Annotated in this window: 18 protein-coding genes; 1 reads left to right on the top strand and 17 read right to left on the bottom strand. The window is 60.6% G+C overall.

Translation table 11 applies throughout. The annotated features are described in order from the left end of the window. Window positions 1-15: 15 nt before the first annotated feature. The 9 genes from AC0L3X_RS18550 to AC0L3X_RS18510 all read right to left on the bottom strand — a co-directional run bounded on the left by AC0L3X_RS18550 (window position 16) and on the right by AC0L3X_RS18510 (window position 7,146). Window positions 16-1,146 carry an LLM class flavin-dependent oxidoreductase gene (locus tag AC0L3X_RS18550; protein WP_473316617.1) on the bottom strand — a complete coding sequence of 377 codons (1,131 nt, stop codon included), beginning with the start codon at window positions 1,144-1,146 and terminating at the stop codon, window positions 16-18. Between the two features lie 186 nt (window positions 1,147-1,332). Beyond that, a complete protein-coding gene (locus AC0L3X_RS18545; protein WP_473316616.1) occupies window positions 1,333-2,100 on the bottom strand; it encodes a creatininase family protein in 768 nt (255 codons plus the stop codon). Next, window positions 2,101-2,865, bottom strand: coding sequence for an enoyl-CoA hydratase/isomerase family protein (locus AC0L3X_RS18540; protein ID WP_473316615.1), 765 nt, complete (start codon window positions 2,863-2,865; stop codon window positions 2,101-2,103). It lies immediately after the preceding gene. A 17-nt stretch (window positions 2,866-2,882) separates the two neighbouring features. Next, the gene (locus AC0L3X_RS18535) at window positions 2,883-3,602 is read right to left on the bottom strand and encodes an ABC transporter ATP-binding protein (protein ID WP_473316614.1); all 720 of its coding nucleotides are present in this window, start codon (window positions 3,600-3,602) and stop codon (window positions 2,883-2,885) included. Then, complete coding sequence (locus AC0L3X_RS18530; RefSeq protein WP_473316613.1) at window positions 3,595-4,320, bottom strand: ABC transporter ATP-binding protein; 726 nt, start codon at window positions 4,318-4,320, stop codon at window positions 3,595-3,597. Before AC0L3X_RS18530 ends, AC0L3X_RS18535 begins: the two co-directional genes overlap by 8 nt. After that, window positions 4,317-5,348 carry a branched-chain amino acid ABC transporter permease gene (locus AC0L3X_RS18525; protein WP_473316612.1) on the bottom strand — a complete coding sequence of 344 codons (1,032 nt, stop codon included), beginning with the start codon at window positions 5,346-5,348 and terminating at the stop codon, window positions 4,317-4,319. The genes AC0L3X_RS18530 and AC0L3X_RS18525 overlap by 4 nt, the downstream gene beginning before the upstream one ends. Continuing rightward, window positions 5,332-6,201 (bottom strand): branched-chain amino acid ABC transporter permease, encoded by an 870-nt coding sequence (locus AC0L3X_RS18520; protein ID WP_473316611.1) that lies wholly within the window; start codon window positions 6,199-6,201, stop codon window positions 5,332-5,334. Before AC0L3X_RS18520 ends, AC0L3X_RS18525 begins: the two co-directional genes overlap by 17 nt. Window positions 6,202-6,210: 9 nt before the next feature. Further along, window positions 6,211-6,696: a flavin reductase family protein gene (locus AC0L3X_RS18515; RefSeq protein WP_473316610.1), complete on the bottom strand. Its 486-nt coding sequence runs from the start codon at window positions 6,694-6,696 to the stop codon at window positions 6,211-6,213. 99 nt (window positions 6,697-6,795) lie between these two features. Next, on the bottom strand, window positions 6,796-7,146 hold the full coding sequence (locus AC0L3X_RS18510; RefSeq protein WP_473316609.1) for a VOC family protein: 351 nt from the start codon (window positions 7,144-7,146) through the stop codon (window positions 6,796-6,798). A 476-nt stretch (window positions 7,147-7,622) separates the two neighbouring features. Here AC0L3X_RS18510 and AC0L3X_RS18505 point away from each other — a divergent pair, with 476 nt between their 5' ends. After that, entirely contained in the window at window positions 7,623-8,246 is a 624-nt protein-coding gene (locus AC0L3X_RS18505; RefSeq protein ID WP_473316608.1) for an Lrp/AsnC family transcriptional regulator, read from the top strand. Window positions 8,247-9,126: 880 nt separating this feature from the next. Here AC0L3X_RS18505 and AC0L3X_RS18500 read toward each other — a convergent pair. The 8 genes from AC0L3X_RS18500 to AC0L3X_RS18465 all read right to left on the bottom strand — a co-directional run bounded on the left by AC0L3X_RS18500 (window position 9,127) and on the right by AC0L3X_RS18465 (window position 16,364). Beyond that, entirely contained in the window at window positions 9,127-10,476 is a 1,350-nt protein-coding gene (locus tag AC0L3X_RS18500) for an MFS transporter (protein ID WP_473316607.1), read from the bottom strand. 162 nt (window positions 10,477-10,638) lie between these two features. Next, complete coding sequence (locus tag AC0L3X_RS18495; RefSeq protein WP_473316606.1) at window positions 10,639-11,691, bottom strand: 2,5-dihydroxypyridine 5,6-dioxygenase NicX family protein; 1,053 nt, start codon at window positions 11,689-11,691, stop codon at window positions 10,639-10,641. Continuing rightward, window positions 11,672-12,562: an alpha/beta fold hydrolase gene (locus AC0L3X_RS18490; RefSeq protein ID WP_473316605.1), complete on the bottom strand. Its 891-nt coding sequence runs from the start codon at window positions 12,560-12,562 to the stop codon at window positions 11,672-11,674. The genes AC0L3X_RS18495 and AC0L3X_RS18490 overlap by 20 nt, the downstream gene beginning before the upstream one ends. Then, window positions 12,559-13,275: an isochorismatase family protein gene (locus AC0L3X_RS18485; protein ID WP_473316604.1), complete on the bottom strand. Its 717-nt coding sequence runs from the start codon at window positions 13,273-13,275 to the stop codon at window positions 12,559-12,561. The genes AC0L3X_RS18490 and AC0L3X_RS18485 overlap by 4 nt, the downstream gene beginning before the upstream one ends. Further along, window positions 13,272-14,516: an FAD-dependent monooxygenase gene (locus AC0L3X_RS18480; RefSeq protein WP_473316686.1), complete on the bottom strand. Its 1,245-nt coding sequence runs from the start codon at window positions 14,514-14,516 to the stop codon at window positions 13,272-13,274. Before AC0L3X_RS18480 ends, AC0L3X_RS18485 begins: the two co-directional genes overlap by 4 nt. Then, entirely contained in the window at window positions 14,513-15,043 is a 531-nt protein-coding gene (locus AC0L3X_RS18475) for a (2Fe-2S)-binding protein (protein ID WP_473316603.1), read from the bottom strand. Before AC0L3X_RS18475 ends, AC0L3X_RS18480 begins: the two co-directional genes overlap by 4 nt. Then, window positions 15,040-15,912 (bottom strand): FAD binding domain-containing protein, encoded by an 873-nt coding sequence (locus AC0L3X_RS18470; RefSeq protein ID WP_473316602.1) that lies wholly within the window; start codon window positions 15,910-15,912, stop codon window positions 15,040-15,042. Before AC0L3X_RS18470 ends, AC0L3X_RS18475 begins: the two co-directional genes overlap by 4 nt. A 2-nt stretch (window positions 15,913-15,914) precedes the next feature. Continuing rightward, a complete protein-coding gene (locus AC0L3X_RS18465; RefSeq protein WP_473316601.1) occupies window positions 15,915-16,364 on the bottom strand; it encodes a CoxG family protein in 450 nt (149 codons plus the stop codon). Window positions 16,365-16,367: the final 3 nt, after the last annotated feature.

The following is a 16,367-nucleotide window of genomic DNA, read 5'->3' as shown; positions in this document are numbered from 1 at the left end:
CCTGTTGTCCTGGAACTACTTTTGAGGCCGCATGGCGCGGATCTTGTCGAGGATTTCCTCGGTTGGTCGCACCACGTTGTTTTTGTCGTTGAAGTGCGGGATCACGTAGCGACCGCACATTTCGATCGCCTCCATGATCTTCTCGTGGTTCACCGAATCGAGGTGAAGCAGGACTTCATCAATGCCCAATGCCTCGAATTTCTCGAGCTGACGGATGACGGTGTCCGGGCTCCCGCAAACGGTGGTCGCCGATTCGTTGAGCAGGTAGTCCCAATCCTTTCCGGCGCGTTCCGCCGCCGGCTGGCTCTCGCTCATGTATGCATAGTCATCAGAGAGCTTCGCCAGGCGGGGATAAGCGTCGGTCGCTATCCGGGCGTAGTGCATCAGAGGCTCAGCGTAGTCGTCCTTCGCTTTCTGGTCCGTGGAGCCAATACCAAGGAAGAGCGGAAGGCCGATGCGAGAGCGATCGAGCGGACCGCGCTCATCACGCTTCCAGGCTTGACGGTAGGTGTTGATCAGCTTGGCTTGATAGTCCCACCCTTGGTAGATGTTGCTGCTCAGCACGGCGAACCCTTCGGAGCCTGCCCAGCTATGGCTACGCTCACTTGTGGCGGCGATGCCGATCACTGGATGGGGCTTCTGAAGCGGCTTCGGAACCAGCATTCGCGGTGGAATCTGGTAGTACTTGCCTTCGAAAGTGAAGATATCCTCGCGCATCGATTTCTTGAGCAGCGCGAGCCCTTCTTCCATTTGGGGGAGCGTTTCATTCGGGTCGACGTTGAAGGCCCGCATGGCGATGGTCGTGTTGGCGCGGCCGGCATAGAACTCCATGCGGCCATGCGACAGGATGTCGGTGACCGCCAGCCGTTCCGCCGATCGCAAGGCGTGATTGGTCTTCTGCGGCATCAGGGTCACCGCGGACCGCAGCTTCACGCGCGATGTGACCGCGGCAAGGTAGCCGTAGACCACTTCGGGCGCGGAGCTCGAAATGCCGCCGAGCGCGACATGCTGCTCGGATAGCGCGACGCAGTCGAACCCCATCTTTTCCGCGAGGCGCACCTCGTCGACCAGTTCATGAAGCCGGCGCGCGTAGCTCTGCCCGACCTGGGTTTCCTGCTCCGACCAGAAGCCGAACTTAAGTGCCATCTTTGAGGTCCTCTAGGGAAATTCGAGATGGCACAGCGTTTCACAGGCGCAGCAACATTTTCGTCCGAATGCTGACTGAGGCTACGTAACTTTCCGAATTTTATGCTGTCGGCAGGCGGATCACATTCCAGCCCCCAATTAAGGATCGCAGCATCGCGCGCCCGGCGGCGCGGAAGCCGCGTCGACTCACTTGCGGAACGAGGCAGCCAGCAGATCCGCGATCGCGTCGAGACACCGCGCGCCGATTTCGGCCGACGAACCGTGCGGGTCGCCAATGATGCCATTGTCCGTGACCGACTTGATCCCGTTCTTCCACATGGCCTGAAGCTGCGCTTCGGACAGCGCTCCGAGGTACCCCACTTCGAAACGATGGAGCCGCACGCTGTCCGGGCGAAGCAACATCATGAGCGACGTCTCCGCGATGTCGGCATGACCACCGACCGCGTTCGGGTTACCCGCAGCCTCCCTGACGGCACTTCGCCACCTGTCGATCCAAGCAATCGAGTCACAGAATGCATCGATCTCGACATCCTGCGGAACCGCGTCCTTCAGCCGCGGAAGCATGTCGCGCAAGACGGGAAAATTTCCGATATGCCCAGAGAACAGCAGGATCCGCTTGAAGCCATGCTGCGCGAGGCTCGTGCAGTAATCCAGGCAGATCGCTTCGAAGGTTTCCGGCCGGAGCGAGATGGTGCCGGGAAAGACAAGATGGTGAGCTGAACAGCCGACCCTGATCGTCGGCGCTATCAGCGCCCTGCCGAGGCGCTGCACCACGTTGAGGGCAAGCGCATCCGCGTGATCGGCATCCATGCAAAGCGGAAGATGCGGCCCATGCTGCTCGACAGCGCCGCATGGTATCAGGACCGTCGAGTTCCCCCTCGCCACGGCATCCGATACGTCCTCGAAGCTCATAAGTTCAAGGTGGAGATGGTCAGGCGGCGCGAGGGATGTCATTCATACCTTCATTGAGCTCTTTGAGAGAAAGCGGGCGCGCGCATCTGCCGAACTGTCCTCGGACAGATAGGCGCTGAGATCGTCAATCGTCATGGCCTCCAGCGAAGCGTCATCCATCTGTCCCGTCAAGTTCAACGAGCGCTTGATCGCGGCAAACAGCTTTGGTTCCTTCGCACGCAGAGTCCCGCAGACCTCCACGGCACGACTGATCACATGCGTGGCCGCTGTGATCTCGTTGACCGCTCCGATCTCAAGCGCCTTCTGCGCGCCAACCAACTCCCCCCGATAAAGCAGTGCCTGGGCTTGCCGAAGTCCCAGTTTCCACGCCGCCTGCCGCATTCCCTTGGCGGCCGGCAAGAGGCCATGATTGATTTCCGGAAACCCGATCATGCATTCGCGATTGGCGACGACGTAATCGGCAAACAGGAGAAATTCCAGCGCCCCGCCGACCGCATACCCGCGTACGGCACACACGAGCGGAGCCGGATATCGCACCATCTCGCACAGCAGCGCGTGGAACGTCCGCATGCGCGGCCTCGATATCTCGAGGCCCGCCACTTCCTTGATGTCGCCGCCCGCGCTGAAGAAGCGATCGCCTCCGCCGGTCAGAACGATGCCTGGCGGCGATGCCTCCGCGGACATTGCGCGAATGGCATCCAGCAAGCGGCTGACCAGCGCGTTATTCAACGCATTCGCCGGCGGCCTGTTCATCGTCATTGTGACGATGTCGCCGTCGCGTTGGATGATAAGGGCGTCACTCTCCATGGTATTGCACCAGCCAGCTACATCCCGAGATAGGCCCGCTGAACCTCAACGTTGCTCAGCAATGCGTCGCTCGATCCGTGCAGCACGATCGAGCCGTTTTCCAGCACGTAGCCGCGATTGCTCAAGGCGAGCGATTTCGCGACGTTCTGCTCGACCAGCAGCACCGTGATGCCCTGCGCGTGCAGCGACTTCACCACACCGAACATCACCTCCGTCAGGGCGGGTGACAGTCCGATCGACGGCTCATCGAACATGACGATTTCGGGCTTCGCCATGATCGCGCGTCCGATCGCCAGCATCTGCTGCTCGCCGCCGGATAGGGTCCCGGCCAATTGCCGCCTGCGCTCGCGAAGCTGCTCGAACAGTTGGTAGACGGACTCGAGCGTTTCGAACTGACTGGCCCTCGCGCGCTTGAGCGATCCGCCCAGCAGCAGATTGTCCTCGACCGAGAGGTTTCCAAAAGTCTGCCGGCCTTCGGCGACCTGCGCGATCCCGCGTTCGCAGATCTCCCATGGCGGCATCCCGGTGATATCGACGCCGTTCATCTTCACGACGCCAGCCGAGGATGGAACGATGCCCGAGATCGATCTGATCAGCGAGGTCTTTCCGGCGCCGTTCGCACCGACGACGCAGATCAACTCACCCTTCTGGAGCCGTAACGAAACGCCGTTCAGGGCAGTCGATCCATCGTAGGCAACACAAAGCCCATCGATCGACAGGAGCACCTCGTCACGCATGGAAGCCGGTCCCCAGATAACTTTCGAGCACCCGCGGGTCCGCGACCACCTCGCCAGGACGTCCTTCGGCGATCTTGGCGCCATGATGAAGCACGACGACATGCGAGGCGACTTCCATCACGATCCGCATGACGTGCTCGACGAGAAGGATCGTGAGGCCAGCTTCGGCAAGCCTCTGCAGCACGCGAACGACGCCGGCGGCCTCGGTGGGCCGGAGACCTGCCATCACCTCGTCCAGTAGCAGCAGTTTGGGTCGTGTCGATAGCGCCTTGGCCGTTTCCAGCATCTTCCGATCCGGCAGGGTGAGCTGGTCCGTCCGCGCATCGGCCTTGCCGGCCAGTCCGACGCTTTCAAGCGACCCGTAAGCCGTCGATCGGGCTTCGTTGACGTTCCTGGTCCAGCTGAAGGCGCCGACCATGGCGTTCTCGAGCACCGACATGTCGCGCATTGGCCGCACGATCTGGAATGTCCGTGCAACCCCCATCCTGCAGACGGCCTCCGGCGGCGCATTCTCGATCGGGCGTCCCTCGAAGATCACTTGGCCACTCGTTGGCCGCAGGGCGCCTGCCACAAGGTTGAAGCATGTCGTCTTTCCCGCACCGTTCGGCCCGATCAGCGCGGTGATCCGTCCGGCTTCCAGTGCGAAGCTGACATTGTTCACCGCGACCAATCCCCCGAACGATCGGGACAGGTTCTTGACCTCGAGCAGGACGGTCATTCTTCGGCCTTCCGCGGTTGCGGCAGCCATGTCCACGACGGCAGCTGGATCGTCTTGGACAGCCGGACGATGGCCGGCCAGATGCCGTCGGGCAGGAACCAGACGACCAAAATCAGAACGACGCCGTAGGTGATGTTGTTCAGCCCGGGGATCCGAAGATGGTCGCCGAGGGCGCCCATCAAATGGTTCAGGGGAATGGCTGTGAGCGCCCCGACCAGCGGACCGAACGTCGTGCCCAGCCCGCCGACCACCGGCCCGATCAGGACGTCAACGGACAGGCCCATGCCCATGATCGAGTCCGGAAATATCGATCCCTGCACCAGCGCCAGAACTCCACCGCCGGCGGCCGCCGTCGCCGCCGATATCGCGATCACCAGGATCTTATGCCGGAAGGTGCGGACGCCGAGCGCGCGCGCCGCCTGCTCGTCGTCCCGCATCGCGCGCCAGACATATCCGAGATACGATCGCGAAATCAGTTCCGTTCCGGCGATCCCGAGCGCCGCCAGCGCAAGCGCGACGAAGTAGTAGAAGCGCGCGTCTCCGCGCAGCATCGCAATATCGATCGCGTTCGTCGGTGCGGGAAAGAACAGGCCCTGCATGGCGCCGACGAACGCCCAGCCGCTGAACATGATCCTGGCGAACTCCGCGGCCGCGATCGTCAGCAGCGCGAAATAGATGCCACGCACTTCGAACCGGAAGCTCAGCCACGCCAGCAACGCGCCGACCGATCCCGCAATGAACATTCCGAGCAGCAGGCCGAGCCATGGCGAAATGCCGTACTTGACGTCGAGCACGGCCACCGAATAGGCGCCGATGCCGACAAAGAGCGCATGGCCGATCGACAGTTGTCCACCGATCCCAAGCATCAAATTCCAGGATTGGCCGAGAAACGTGAACAGCAACACGATCGTTAGCAGCGAGATGAGATACGGATTTGCCAGCGCGCCGACCAAAGCGAGGGTCGCGAAGACCAGTGCTCCAGCGAGCCACCGCTTGATGTCGATCGCGCCCTCAAATCTCTTTTGCACCGAAGAAGCCTCTCGGAAGGAAAACCAGAATGACGATCAGAAGCGCATAGGGAAGCGCGGTCTTCATCGACGGCGTGAACATCAGCGCTGCAATGGCCTCGGCCACGCCGATCACCAGGCCGCCCAGCAGCGCCCCGCCGAAGCTGCCGAGACCGCCGACGATCACAGTCACGAAGGCCAGCAGGGTAAAGTCGACGGCGAGATAGGGCTGGGCATCGAACAAGGGCGATATCAACGCGCCGGCGACGCCCGCACAGGCCGCTCCGATACCGAAGGTCACCGCATAGACCCGGGGAATGTTCAGCCCGACAACCAGGCCGCCCAAGCGGTTGTCCGCAGCCGCGCGCAAGGCCCGTCCGAACGATGAGAATTTCAGATACGCTCCCAGCAGGACAATGAGCAGGCCAGCGGTTGCCGCCGCCTGAAGCCGCGCCAGATCCAGCGTCACGACGCCGAGCGATACGGTGTGAAATGACAGCTGGGATGCCGTGGGGCGCGGATCCGGTCCGAACGCCACGAGCAGGGCGCCAGTGAACAGCAGTGACAGGCCGATAAAGACGATGAATTGATAATGATGCGGCCGGTTGACGAACCGTTTGACGACCAGGCTCTCCAGCAAATAGCCGAAGACGAACATCACGACCGCCGCGATAGCCGCCGCGACGATGATCGGAACGTCCCAGAGGCGGACGGCCCAATAGCCGATATAGACGCCGAACACCACCATCTCGCCATGCGCGAAGTTGACGACGCGCATGACGCCGAAGATGATGGTCAGGCCGAGCGCCACGAGCCCGTAGACGAGACCGAGCAGAACGCCGCTCGCGAGGACATTGAGCCAGAGTGACAGCATGGATGGCCGCTATCGCTTGGGCACGGTGAATTCGCCCTTCACATAGACAAGCGGTTCGCGATCGGCATTCGTCGCCTGCGCCACCACCGCGCCGACGAAGATTGAGTGCGTACCCGCGTCGTATGAATCGGACACCCGGCAATCGAAGCTGCAGATCGCCTCGACGAGACTCGGCGCGCCCGTCGCGAGCTCGCGCCACAGACCTTCGCTGAAACGGATGTCGCCCTTGCTGCCGTCCTGGCCGGCGAATTTCTGCGCCAGCGCAGCGTGATCGGCCGTGAGGATATTCCAGCAGAATGATCCGCTCTGCTTGATCGTGTCGTGGGCGCCAGCCGACTTGTTGACACAGACGAGCACGCTCGATGGCTCGGTCGACACCGAGCAACCGGCCGTGAGCGTCAAACCGTGCCTGCCCGGCCGCGCACCGCTCGTTACGATAGACACAGCGCCCGGGACGTTGCGCATGGCGCTGCGGAATTCCGCGCTGCTGAACACCGGGATTTCCTGACTGGGCGTGGATGAGATTCGGACGTTCATGGTGATGGACTGCCCTATTACATGGAACCGAAATTACCCAGGGAGTTGATTCGCGGCCTACCTGGCCGCAGCCTGAAAGAGCTGGATCTTATTGCGCTGGGGGTCCTTGAAATGGGCCACCCGGCCATGCGCGCCCATGTCGTGGACTTCATCAAGCATCTCAGCCCCCTGTGCCCGCGCGCGACCGAGCGCCAGTTCCAGATTATCCACTTCAAATACGAGGACAGCATTCCGGGACGGTTCAGATACGGATTCGGCCGGACTCGCGACACAAAGAGCGGCCTTCTCTCCAGCGAATTGAATCCATTTGCCGCGGTCGGCGAAGCGGATCGTCAATCCGAGGGCCTCGTAGAACCCCGCCAGTTCTTCTGGCTCGACGGCAGTAAGATAGACGTGCTTGAGCTTCACTTTCTCACTCCCGATTCCGGACAGGCCGTTAATCTGCGATTTCCGTGGGCCTCGATCGTCCCGCGATAATCGAGCCGTTTGCGCGGCATTATTGCTCGAACAGTTGGTCGTCCTCGCCGTTGAGCAGCATCTTGTGCCGAGACATGCAGGCTTTGGCGTCATGATCCACCGGCGTGCGCGGCGCGCGGAGACGATCTATCCCTACTTGACTCACGCCTGGCATTTGCAAAGGACCGACGTTCTCAACGCGCGATTGCGACGTTCGGCGTTGCGCAATCCCTGATGAGGTCCATGCAGACGCTTGCCTCATGCCCATGGCCAGCCCCGGGGGAGATTGACCGTTTTTCGATACAAGTCGTCGTTTTGTCGAAATTCCTACGGTCGCAACTGCGGTTAGCATCGCTGTCATGGAGATGTCACCGCGTGAGATAACGCACGGGACTCGATGACGCCACAGTTTGCCAGGGAGAAATCGAATGACGACGACCGCTCTGGACAGGATCGACATCAAGATTCTGAATGAACTGCAGCAGAACGCCGGCTTGACCAACGTCGAGCTTGCTTCGCGCGTCAATCTCTCACCGTCACCCTGCCTCGCCCGCGTTCGCACGCTTGAAAAACTCGGAGTGATCGACCGGCGAATTGCCGTGTTGGATCCGGCGGTCGTCGGGATCGGCGTTACTGCGTTCATACAAATCAAGCTCGAGAAGCAGGTCCAGCTCTCACTCGAGAACTTCACGCGCTCGATCGATCGCCTGAACCAGGTGATGGAGTGTTACCTGATGACGGGCGATAGCGATTATCTTCTGCGTGTGATGGTGTCCGACATCGAGGCGCTTGAAGACCTCATCGTGAACAAGCTCTCGCGCATACCCGGCGTGACCAGCATTCGGTCAAACCTGGCGTTGAAGCGGATTTCTCACAAGACGATACTTCCTATCGACTCCAATCAGCCCGTTCAGATCAAGTCGCCCAGTCCGGCCTCCAGGCGCATCGAGAGACCGGCCAAGTCACACTACGACGCCGCCCTTCAGACACGGATCGACGGCATGAACATCGAGACTTCGCGCGCGCTCGACCACAACGCGGCCAGCTTCTAGCGACCGGGCAGCTCTTGTCGTTTCAGGGACACGATGGCGCAAGACCTTTCCCCCGGGCAACATGTCCCTTGCAGCGTTCGGCAGGGTGTTCTCCGGTATGGGCATCGTCGACATCGGGGCGGCTTTCAGGCGATCGCTTCAGATCGGCCTAGTGGTCATGGTATGCACGGTCGTTTCTCTCCGTGGCAGCGGGCGCCGGCTTGCCATGTTCACGGGTCGCTGCGGATCGCGCGAAATCGTAGCCTGGCGTGTAAAATCGTACAAATAGCGGAGAGAGCGTCAGTCACACCCCATTGAAATATAATGCATTTTCGACCTTTCTAGACCAAATCCCACCATTTGAGCTACCCGAAATGGGGGTTTCGCCGCCGGGAACAGCCTGTTGAGCCGATGGTCCATCATCGACAACAGGGCCATCAAGCGACTAGCGCAGCGAAAGGCAATTTGTCGTCGCGCCGTTCAGCCTGATCGCCGTCCAATTCCTGGGGCTAATCGAAGTTCTGGCCCAACGCTTCAATTCCCGTCGGTAGTCGATGCCGCCGGAAGAGCCATAGCGCCATTTCGCAAGGCAACGTAACGCGGATTACGGAGGCACGCTGTGGCGGGGTTACGGGGAGGCGCAACCACCGATACCGACACTCAATTCAGGTTCCGATCTAACTGACGGTTTTCGTCCGACGTCGAGCGGCTCGAGCTTTGTGCGCCATGTCCTTCATGGCAGACTCCGAACGACGCGTTCGCGACGGCCTGGGCCGACTGGACCAGACATCTACGACAGGGGTCGATTGACGGAGCGCCAATTCCCTTTTCTTAAGCATGCATCGACGAGATGAGCAGGTCGCCAACCTTATCTCACCGATCAAGCGTCCTTCCACCAGCGTCAAACGCTCGACACCGAAGCAGTCTTCATGGTGGCCTCCGTTTCCTTGTCGACGTTAGCGCCCTTGGCGGACAAATCACGACCGAGGGTCTCTGGAAGCAGAAGAGAGGCAATAATGAAGACAGTCGCAGCAGGAAGGGCCACCGCAACCATGCCGTTGAGCAAGCTTCCACCGAAGTGAGCGGCCGCAAGAGGCACAATCACAGGCGCCGTGCTGCCGAGCCCGCGACCGCCCATATAGAACGTCGACACCGCCGTCGCACGCAGATTGACTGGATAGAGCTCAGATATCCAGACACCGGTCACGCCCAGCGCCACGTTGCCCACGCCGAAGGCGACGTAGAGCCAGAACATCGGCCACTCCAGCTTCGATCCGGCGTAGAGTTCGCTGCCCCACAATGCCATGCCGACCAAAGACCCGATCCAAAACAGCGCGGGCACAAGAGCTCCGAAGCGGCGGCCGGCCCTATCGTTGAGGAAACCATTCGCGAGGTAGCAAATGCCGCTGACCACGGAGAGCAGAACGGCTGTCGTGCGAACGATATCGCCCGGCGTATGCATATCCCGCAACAGCAGCGTCGGAATAAAGGAGACGACGCTGTAGTAGCAGAGCATGTAGCTCATCAGCCATACGAAGGCGATGACGGTCTGCCGTGCCAGGCCATCGCGGAAGAGATCCGCAAGGGGAAGTGTGCGGGCTTCTGCGGTGGCCTGACCGGCCTTGCGTTGCGCCTCATAATCCAGCCAGATCTTGGATTCAGGCATGAAGAAACGAATGAAGATAATCAGCAGAATTGGCACGCCGCCACTCAGCAAACCGATGCGCCAGCTCCATTCGTCGCTGAACGTCGCAATCAGCCAGATGCCAACGATTGACGCCGTGGACGACGCGATCACGGCACAGCCTTGAAGCGCGGCCGCCCCCAAACCCCGGCTGCCTTTCTTCCAAGCCTCGTTGAAGAGCACCATGCCGACGCCGTACTCGCCGCCAAGACCGATGCCGGTGATCAACCGCAGCACGGCAAGCGACCAGTAATTCCATGCGAACGCCGAAATAATCGCGGCAACGGAGAACAATGCGATTGTGAGTTGAAGCGAGGTCTTTCGGCCGAGCCGATCACCGATGACGCCGAATAGCGCTCCACCAATGGCCGACCCGAACAATGTGAGAGCTTGCAGCGAACCGACCTCAGTCAGCGATAGCGACATCGATCGCTGGATCGCAGGCAAGAGGAACGGAAATATCAGAACGTCGTAAAAATCGAGTATGTAGCCCAGCATCGCTGAGACCATGATCGAATACCGTTGCCCCGGCGTGTAGTCTTCCGAACTCGAGGTGGCTGCCGACATGTGACGCGTTTCCTGTTGGAGGATTGAAGTCGATGGATGTGCCGAGACGCTTGCCGCGTCTTTGAAAGTCGAAACCCGACTTCGGCAGCATTGGGACTCGCGAACGCGACTCCGGTACCATTCGGAGTCGTATTCGCGACTCTCGTGCTTGATAGGCAGCGCTTAGCGGCCCGGCGCTCTCAGCTCCGGATAAGCGAACTCGCCTTTGTCGAGGATATGGATATCGTCGAGCCACAGGCTGCAGCCGCGAAGCGGAATGTCCAAATGACAGGGCGTGTCATTCGTACCACCGAGCTCCGTGTTCGGTCCCGTCGAGAACAGGACGTTTCCATAGAAGGAGAGCGCATTCATGATGTGCTCCGACGAGAGGTCCTGGGAAGCCGCGATGTGGTGCCAGGTGGCCCGCTCGTTTGATCCCCAGCCGATATGCGAGATCGCCCAGCCGCGCGGATCGCCGAAGCTGTCGATGTAGTTTCTTATGAGCAGCGCATCGGTGCCCTCGCCCTTGAGGTCGACGATGTAACCATCCCTCACAGTGAGCGTGACCGGCGATTGGATATAGCGTTTGAAGGCGCAGAGGATGTCACCGGGCATCAGAACGACCGTACCGTTGACATCGCCATCCGTGGCCTGTGTGAAAGCAAACCCAGATGGGAAGTGATCCCAACGCCCCGGCTCGTCCGTATAGCCGAATTCGGAAATAACCGGATACTGCTTCAAGCCATAGATTACGTCTGTTCCGCCAAGCGACGTGATTCGCATTTTGCTGGCGGACTGCAGCAGACTTCGCGAGAGCTCGGTTCGACGACGCAGATCTTCTGTCGGAAACATCTTCTTGAGAATGTGGAACGGCTCCATCACCCGCAAAATGCGCGCGCCAGCTTCCTGTATTTCGGCTTGCTCGCGGGAGAACAGCAGACCCAGAAGATCGATCACCATATCCACACGTTTGAGCGTGTCGATCGCCGGCTGGTTGCCGGTGAGGGCATGTCGGCCCTGCAGGCCGGCAACCTTGCTTTGACCGTATTTGGGGACGTTGAGATGAAAGGTTGCTGCTCCGAGGCTCTGCGCGGCCAACATGAACGTCTGGGCGTATTCCGGTTGATCCTCGCCACCGCTCAAGACTGCGACGACCTCACCCTCCTTCACCTTACACAGCGCAAGCTCCGCCTTGAACAACTCAAGCATTTCAACGTCAACGCGTTGTCGAGACATCTTTGCCGATCTCCTGTTTATCCAGAGTGGGTACGCCGCCGTCCGACCGATCGCGGGGTCGCGTTAGAAGGTCTTGAACGATCGAAAGGAAGCCCTCCGTGTCGTCGATCTGCATTTGATGACCCGCGCTTTCCAGCGTCTTAACTACGATCGAAGGTAGCAATCGGAGAATTTCCCTTTGATCTTCGGGTCGAATGACGTCGCCCCGTCCCGCAACGATGAGTGATGTGGGAACGCTGAGTTGGGCAAGGTCACGATGAATGTCATCGTGATGAAAGCCCTTGTGACTTTCGATGAGCGCGCGCTCGTCGCAGGTATGCATCCACTCCGCCCTGGTGCGGATGTGCTGCTCAGGCCACCGAGGCGCGGAAGCGCTTCGTAGCACTGCGTCGATCTCGCCAAGCTTCGCGCTATGAAGCAATTTGAGCAGAGGTTCGATCGGGATCGGGTAAGCCCGGCGTCCCGGACCGGAGACCGGTGGATCGATCAATATCAGCTGTTCTACAGACGACGGCCGCCAGCGCGCAGCGCGTATTCCGATGCGGCCACCCATGGAGTGGCCCAGCAGCGTGTACGGACCAAGTCCGAGCGCTTCGGCGAACGAGACGAGATCGGATGCGCACACGTCGAGCGAGTAATTGAGATGCGGGCCGCTTTCGGACAGGCCGCGACCGCGGACATCGATCACGTATACGTCGTATCTGATGCAAAAGCGCTCCGCGATGAAAGCCCATTGCGCCGCTGTCGTCGATATGCCCGGCACAATCACGATAGCAGGTCCCGTTCCACCGAAACGCAGATAGTGCTGACGGATGCCGTTAGCGCGCACATTGGCGCCGTACAGCAAACCGGATGGCACGGCACGGCTCACGTCGGCTGATCCTTTGTGTCGTCATCCGACAGCGCGCGTAGCCGATTGATGGCGGCCTGCGTCGACATGACGTCGGCGTATTTGCTGGCGATATCGAACAGATTGACGGCGTGGGATGTGGGCGAACGGTCGTAGACCGCGTCGCTCGGCACGATTGATTTGAAGTTCAGCGCACACGCATCCACGACAGAGGCCCGCACGCAGCCGCTGGTCGTGCAGCCGGTCACGACCAGCGAATCGACGGCGGCGCCGATCAGATACGTTGCAAGCGGAGTGCCGAAGAACGCGCTCGCCTGTGTTTTCGACAGGAGCAACTCACCGGGCTTCGGAGCCACCTCGCGGACGAAATCGTACCCCTCCGGCGGGATACGCATGATCCCCGGGATCTTCGCGGAGAACGCGCCCTGATCCTGGGTTACCTTCCGCGCGACATGCGGGAAAATCACCGGCCAGTTCTTCTCGCGAAATAAACGAGTCAATTCGGCGATATGTGCGATGGCATACCAACCTGCTTCGCCGCAGCTGGTGGGATATTGCTTGATTGCCTCGCGGATCGGCATCGGCCTGTCGCCGACCGAGCGGTACTGCACATCGATGACTAGAAGTGCAGGTCGTTTGCCAAATCCAGCCGCGCCACCCAGCCCTGCGAGCGCATACGTCTCGCGCTCTTCCAGAGGTATTACATCGTCCCAAAGTTGCTTGATGCTAGTCACTGTTGTGCTCCGGCAGTCTCGGTCGCGAGAATGTCAAGCGGAGCGGTGGTCGCGTCGTACTGGTAGATCCAATCGTAACGCGCGGCCGTTGCCTCCGGCGTCCACTGGGTCTTGATGTAGTCGCTGGCCGTCTCTGGCGTGCATAGCGCTTGGTTATGGAAGATCGGCAGCATGCCGGCCGCCGACTTCACGACCTTGCTGGTGCGATCGAGCCGGAGATCCTGGTATGTCTCGAATACCGCCGCGACATCGTTGGCATTCTCATCAAGGCAACGGGCGAGGACTGATGCATCCTCCAGCGCCATGTTCACGCCCTGCCCGAGGTACGGCAACATCGAATGGCAGGCGTCGCCAAGCAGGGTAACGCGCCCCTTCGACCACGTAGCCAGCGACGGCCGCACGAACAGGCCCCATTTGTTCAGGGTATCGACGTTCTTGATCAGCTCGATGATGTCGGGATGCCAGCCCTCGAAGTCCTTCAGGCATTCCTCGATCGAACCGCTCTCCGACCACGACTCGAGAAGCCAATCGTCATGGTCGACCTGACCCGAAAAGGTCATCATCACCGTGTTCTGCCAGCGAACCGGATAGGCCGTGACATGCGCACTGGGTCCGATCCACGTTGCCACCTCGGGTTCGCGCTGATGCGGTGCAAGGCGGTCGACCGGAACGAGACCACGCCAAGCGATAGCTTTCGTGTACTGGCTCTCGATGTTGCCGATGAGGCCAAGACGAACCTTTGAGTGAGCGCCGTCGGCACCGATCAGCGCGCGCCCTTCGACTTCGGAGCCGTCTGCGAGCTTGGCCCGAACCCTTTCGTCGTCCTGCCTGAACCCGACAACGCGAGCGTTCAAATGGATGGCGCCCGGCTTCAGCTCGCGCACGCCGTCCACAAGGATCTTCAGCAAGTGAGCGCGTAGCAGCAAATAAGGCTGGCTGCGCGCCGCGTCGGAGTTGCGATTGTAGAGGGGCCACCGGTCGCCGGTGCTCCAGAGCCTGATCGAGCGTCGCTCGGCGGCGATGCAGTTCTGCTCTACCTGCTCGGTAAGGCCGAGATCCCTGAGAACACGCACTCCGTTCATGGAGACCCAAAGTCCAGCTCCCACCTCGCGCAGCTCGGACGCTTGCTCAAATACGTCGCAATCGATGCCGCGACGAAGCAACGAAAGCGCCATCGCCAAGCCACCAATGCCCGCGCCGGCAATGAGGACGCTTGATTTACTGACTTGGTGAACGCTCATGATGTCTCCAAACTGAATTTGCGCTGTCGTGCAGCGGGTAAGGCGGCGTCCTCGGAGACCTGCTCCACGGCAAGGCTCCTTACGGCGTCGAATATCTTGGTGTATCCGGTACAACGACAAAGGTTGCCGTGCAGGTGGTGGCGAATTTCCTCCTCGGTCGGATGCGGGTTCGTCTTCAGCAGCGCGGTGACCGCCATGATGAACCCGGGCGTGCAGAATCCGCATTGAAGGCCGCCATGGAGCACGAACGCTTTCTGGATGCGCGAGAGGCCATTGCGTGGCGTGACGCCCTCGATGGTCGTTATCTCCTTCCCATCGACGTCGACAGCGAGCGTCGTGCAGCTCGAAATCGGATCGCCATCGAGGAGCACGGTACAGGCACCGCACACTTCCATGTCGCAGGACCGTTTGGTGCCCTTCAGGCCGATGCGATCCCGGATGAGATCAATCAACAGCGTATGGGTAGGAATCTCCATCTTGACCGGCTGTCCGTTCAACGAAAACGCAATGGGCTGCACATTCGTCATTTGGCGTGCCCCCGCTTCGCGACAGCCTCTTCGGCGTTTCGCAGCAGCAGAACGCCCGCCAGATGCCGCTTGTAGTCCGCACTGCCGTGCCGGTCCTCGTTGACGTCGAGCTCGTCCAATGCTTCCGCAAGCACGGACTGGATCGCCTTGTGCGCGTCACGGACCGGCAGTCCGTTCAGCACGCCTTCGACAGCTTTCAGGGGCTGCGGCCTCGATCCGAGGGCACCAACGCGCACCCGCGCGGATTTGATCGAATGAGCACCGGCCTCCATCGACCAGGCCATTCCGACATTCACGGAGGGCCGCTCGCCATGCTTGAACCGGCGATAGATCACAGGACCAGTTGGACGCGGAAACACGATGACCGTCAGCAATTCGTCCGGTTCGCGCACCGTTTCGAGCTCGCTGCGGATGAAATCGTCGGCGCAAACCAAGCGGGTGCCGTTCGGACCTTGGAGCACCAGCCGCGCATCCAACGCCGCGAGCATCGTTGGCGGATCCGCATGCGGCTCACCGAAGCACAGATTGCCGCCGATTGTTCCGACGCTTCGGACCCGAACGTTCGCCACGTTGGCACAGAGCGCGGCCAGTGCCGGCACATGTTCGCGAATGACGGGATCGCCCGCGATCTTCTTGTGTGTGCATCGCGAGCCGATTTCCAGCTCGTTCGCATCGTTCAGGACGATGCGGTCAAGTCCAGGGATTCCCTTGATGTCGACAAGCCGATCTGTATGGATGACGCGCATCTTCATCGCCAGCAGCAGCTCCGTGCCGCCGGAATAGAACATGCCGTCGCCCTCCTGCCCGACGGCCCTGATGGCGTCGTCGATGGTGGATGACCTCTCAAATTCGAAGGGTGTCGGCAGCATGATCAGGCGGCGCCCAGCAACTTTTTAAGTCGCGTCTCGAATTCCTCGAAATTCTGGTCGACGCGGCGTTTGATGATGCCGATTCCCATGGTCGCCAGGCGCCCCTGGATGTCGACCTTCGCGTCGACGGCCAGCTTGGACCCAGAGACTTCCGGGATCACGCTGACGTCTAGGACGACCGCGAGCCTGGTCCCGGTGATTTTGTCGCGGCCAGTGGCCCGCGTGCGGACGTGAGACGGCTCCGTCACCGACTCGACGAGGATCTCGGCCGGCACTTCGACCTTGAAAGGACCGATCTTCTGCTTGACCGTCGCTTTGTAGGATTCCAGCCGCGCGATCTCTTCGACGTTCTCGCATCCGGGAATGCAGGACGAGATGCTGGGCACGTCGGTCAACGTCTTCCAGAGATCCTCTGGCGTCGCCGGCACCACCATCGACATATTGAATTCCATGAA

This window comes from Bradyrhizobium sp. MI1.7 (assembly GCF_055811795.1).
The sequence above is the reverse complement of the archived record's forward strand: the minus strand, read 5'-3'. Positions and strand labels throughout refer to the sequence as shown.

Bases quoted from the DNA above. Each gene is read 5' to 3' on its own strand.
- AC0L3X_RS18520 (WP_473316611.1), bottom strand. From the start codon at position 6,201: ATGCTGTCACTCTGGCTCAATGTCCTCGCGAGCGGCGTTCTGCTCGGT.
- AC0L3X_RS18530 (WP_473316613.1), bottom strand. From the start codon at position 4,320: ATGACCGTCCTGCTCGAGGTCAAGAACCTGTCCCGATCGTTCGGGGGA.
- AC0L3X_RS18500 (WP_473316607.1), bottom strand. From the start codon at position 10,476: ATGTCGGCAGCCACCTCGAGTTCGGAAGACTACACGCCGGGGCAACGG.
- AC0L3X_RS18465 (WP_473316601.1), bottom strand. From the start codon at position 16,364: ATGGAATTCAATATGTCGATGGTGGTGCCGGCGACGCCAGAGGATCTC.
- AC0L3X_RS18540 (WP_473316615.1), bottom strand. From the start codon at position 2,865: ATGGAGAGTGACGCCCTTATCATCCAACGCGACGGCGACATCGTCACA.
- AC0L3X_RS18495 (WP_473316606.1), bottom strand. From the start codon at position 11,691: ATGTCTCGACAACGCGTTGACGTTGAAATGCTTGAGTTGTTCAAGGCG.
- AC0L3X_RS18545 (WP_473316616.1), bottom strand. From the start codon at position 2,100: ATGACATCCCTCGCGCCGCCTGACCATCTCCACCTTGAACTTATGAGC.
- AC0L3X_RS18535 (WP_473316614.1), bottom strand. From the start codon at position 3,602: ATGCGTGACGAGGTGCTCCTGTCGATCGATGGGCTTTGTGTTGCCTAC.
- AC0L3X_RS18475 (WP_473316603.1), bottom strand. From the start codon at position 15,043: ATGACGAATGTGCAGCCCATTGCGTTTTCGTTGAACGGACAGCCGGTC.
- AC0L3X_RS18480 (WP_473316686.1), bottom strand. From the start codon at position 14,516: ATGAGCGTTCACCAAGTCAGTAAATCAAGCGTCCTCATTGCCGGCGCG.
- AC0L3X_RS18470 (WP_473316602.1), bottom strand. From the start codon at position 15,912: ATGCTGCCGACACCCTTCGAATTTGAGAGGTCATCCACCATCGACGAC.
- AC0L3X_RS18550 (WP_473316617.1), bottom strand. From the start codon at position 1,146: ATGGCACTTAAGTTCGGCTTCTGGTCGGAGCAGGAAACCCAGGTCGGG.
- AC0L3X_RS18505 (WP_473316608.1), top strand. From the start codon at position 7,623: ATGACGACGACCGCTCTGGACAGGATCGACATCAAGATTCTGAATGAA.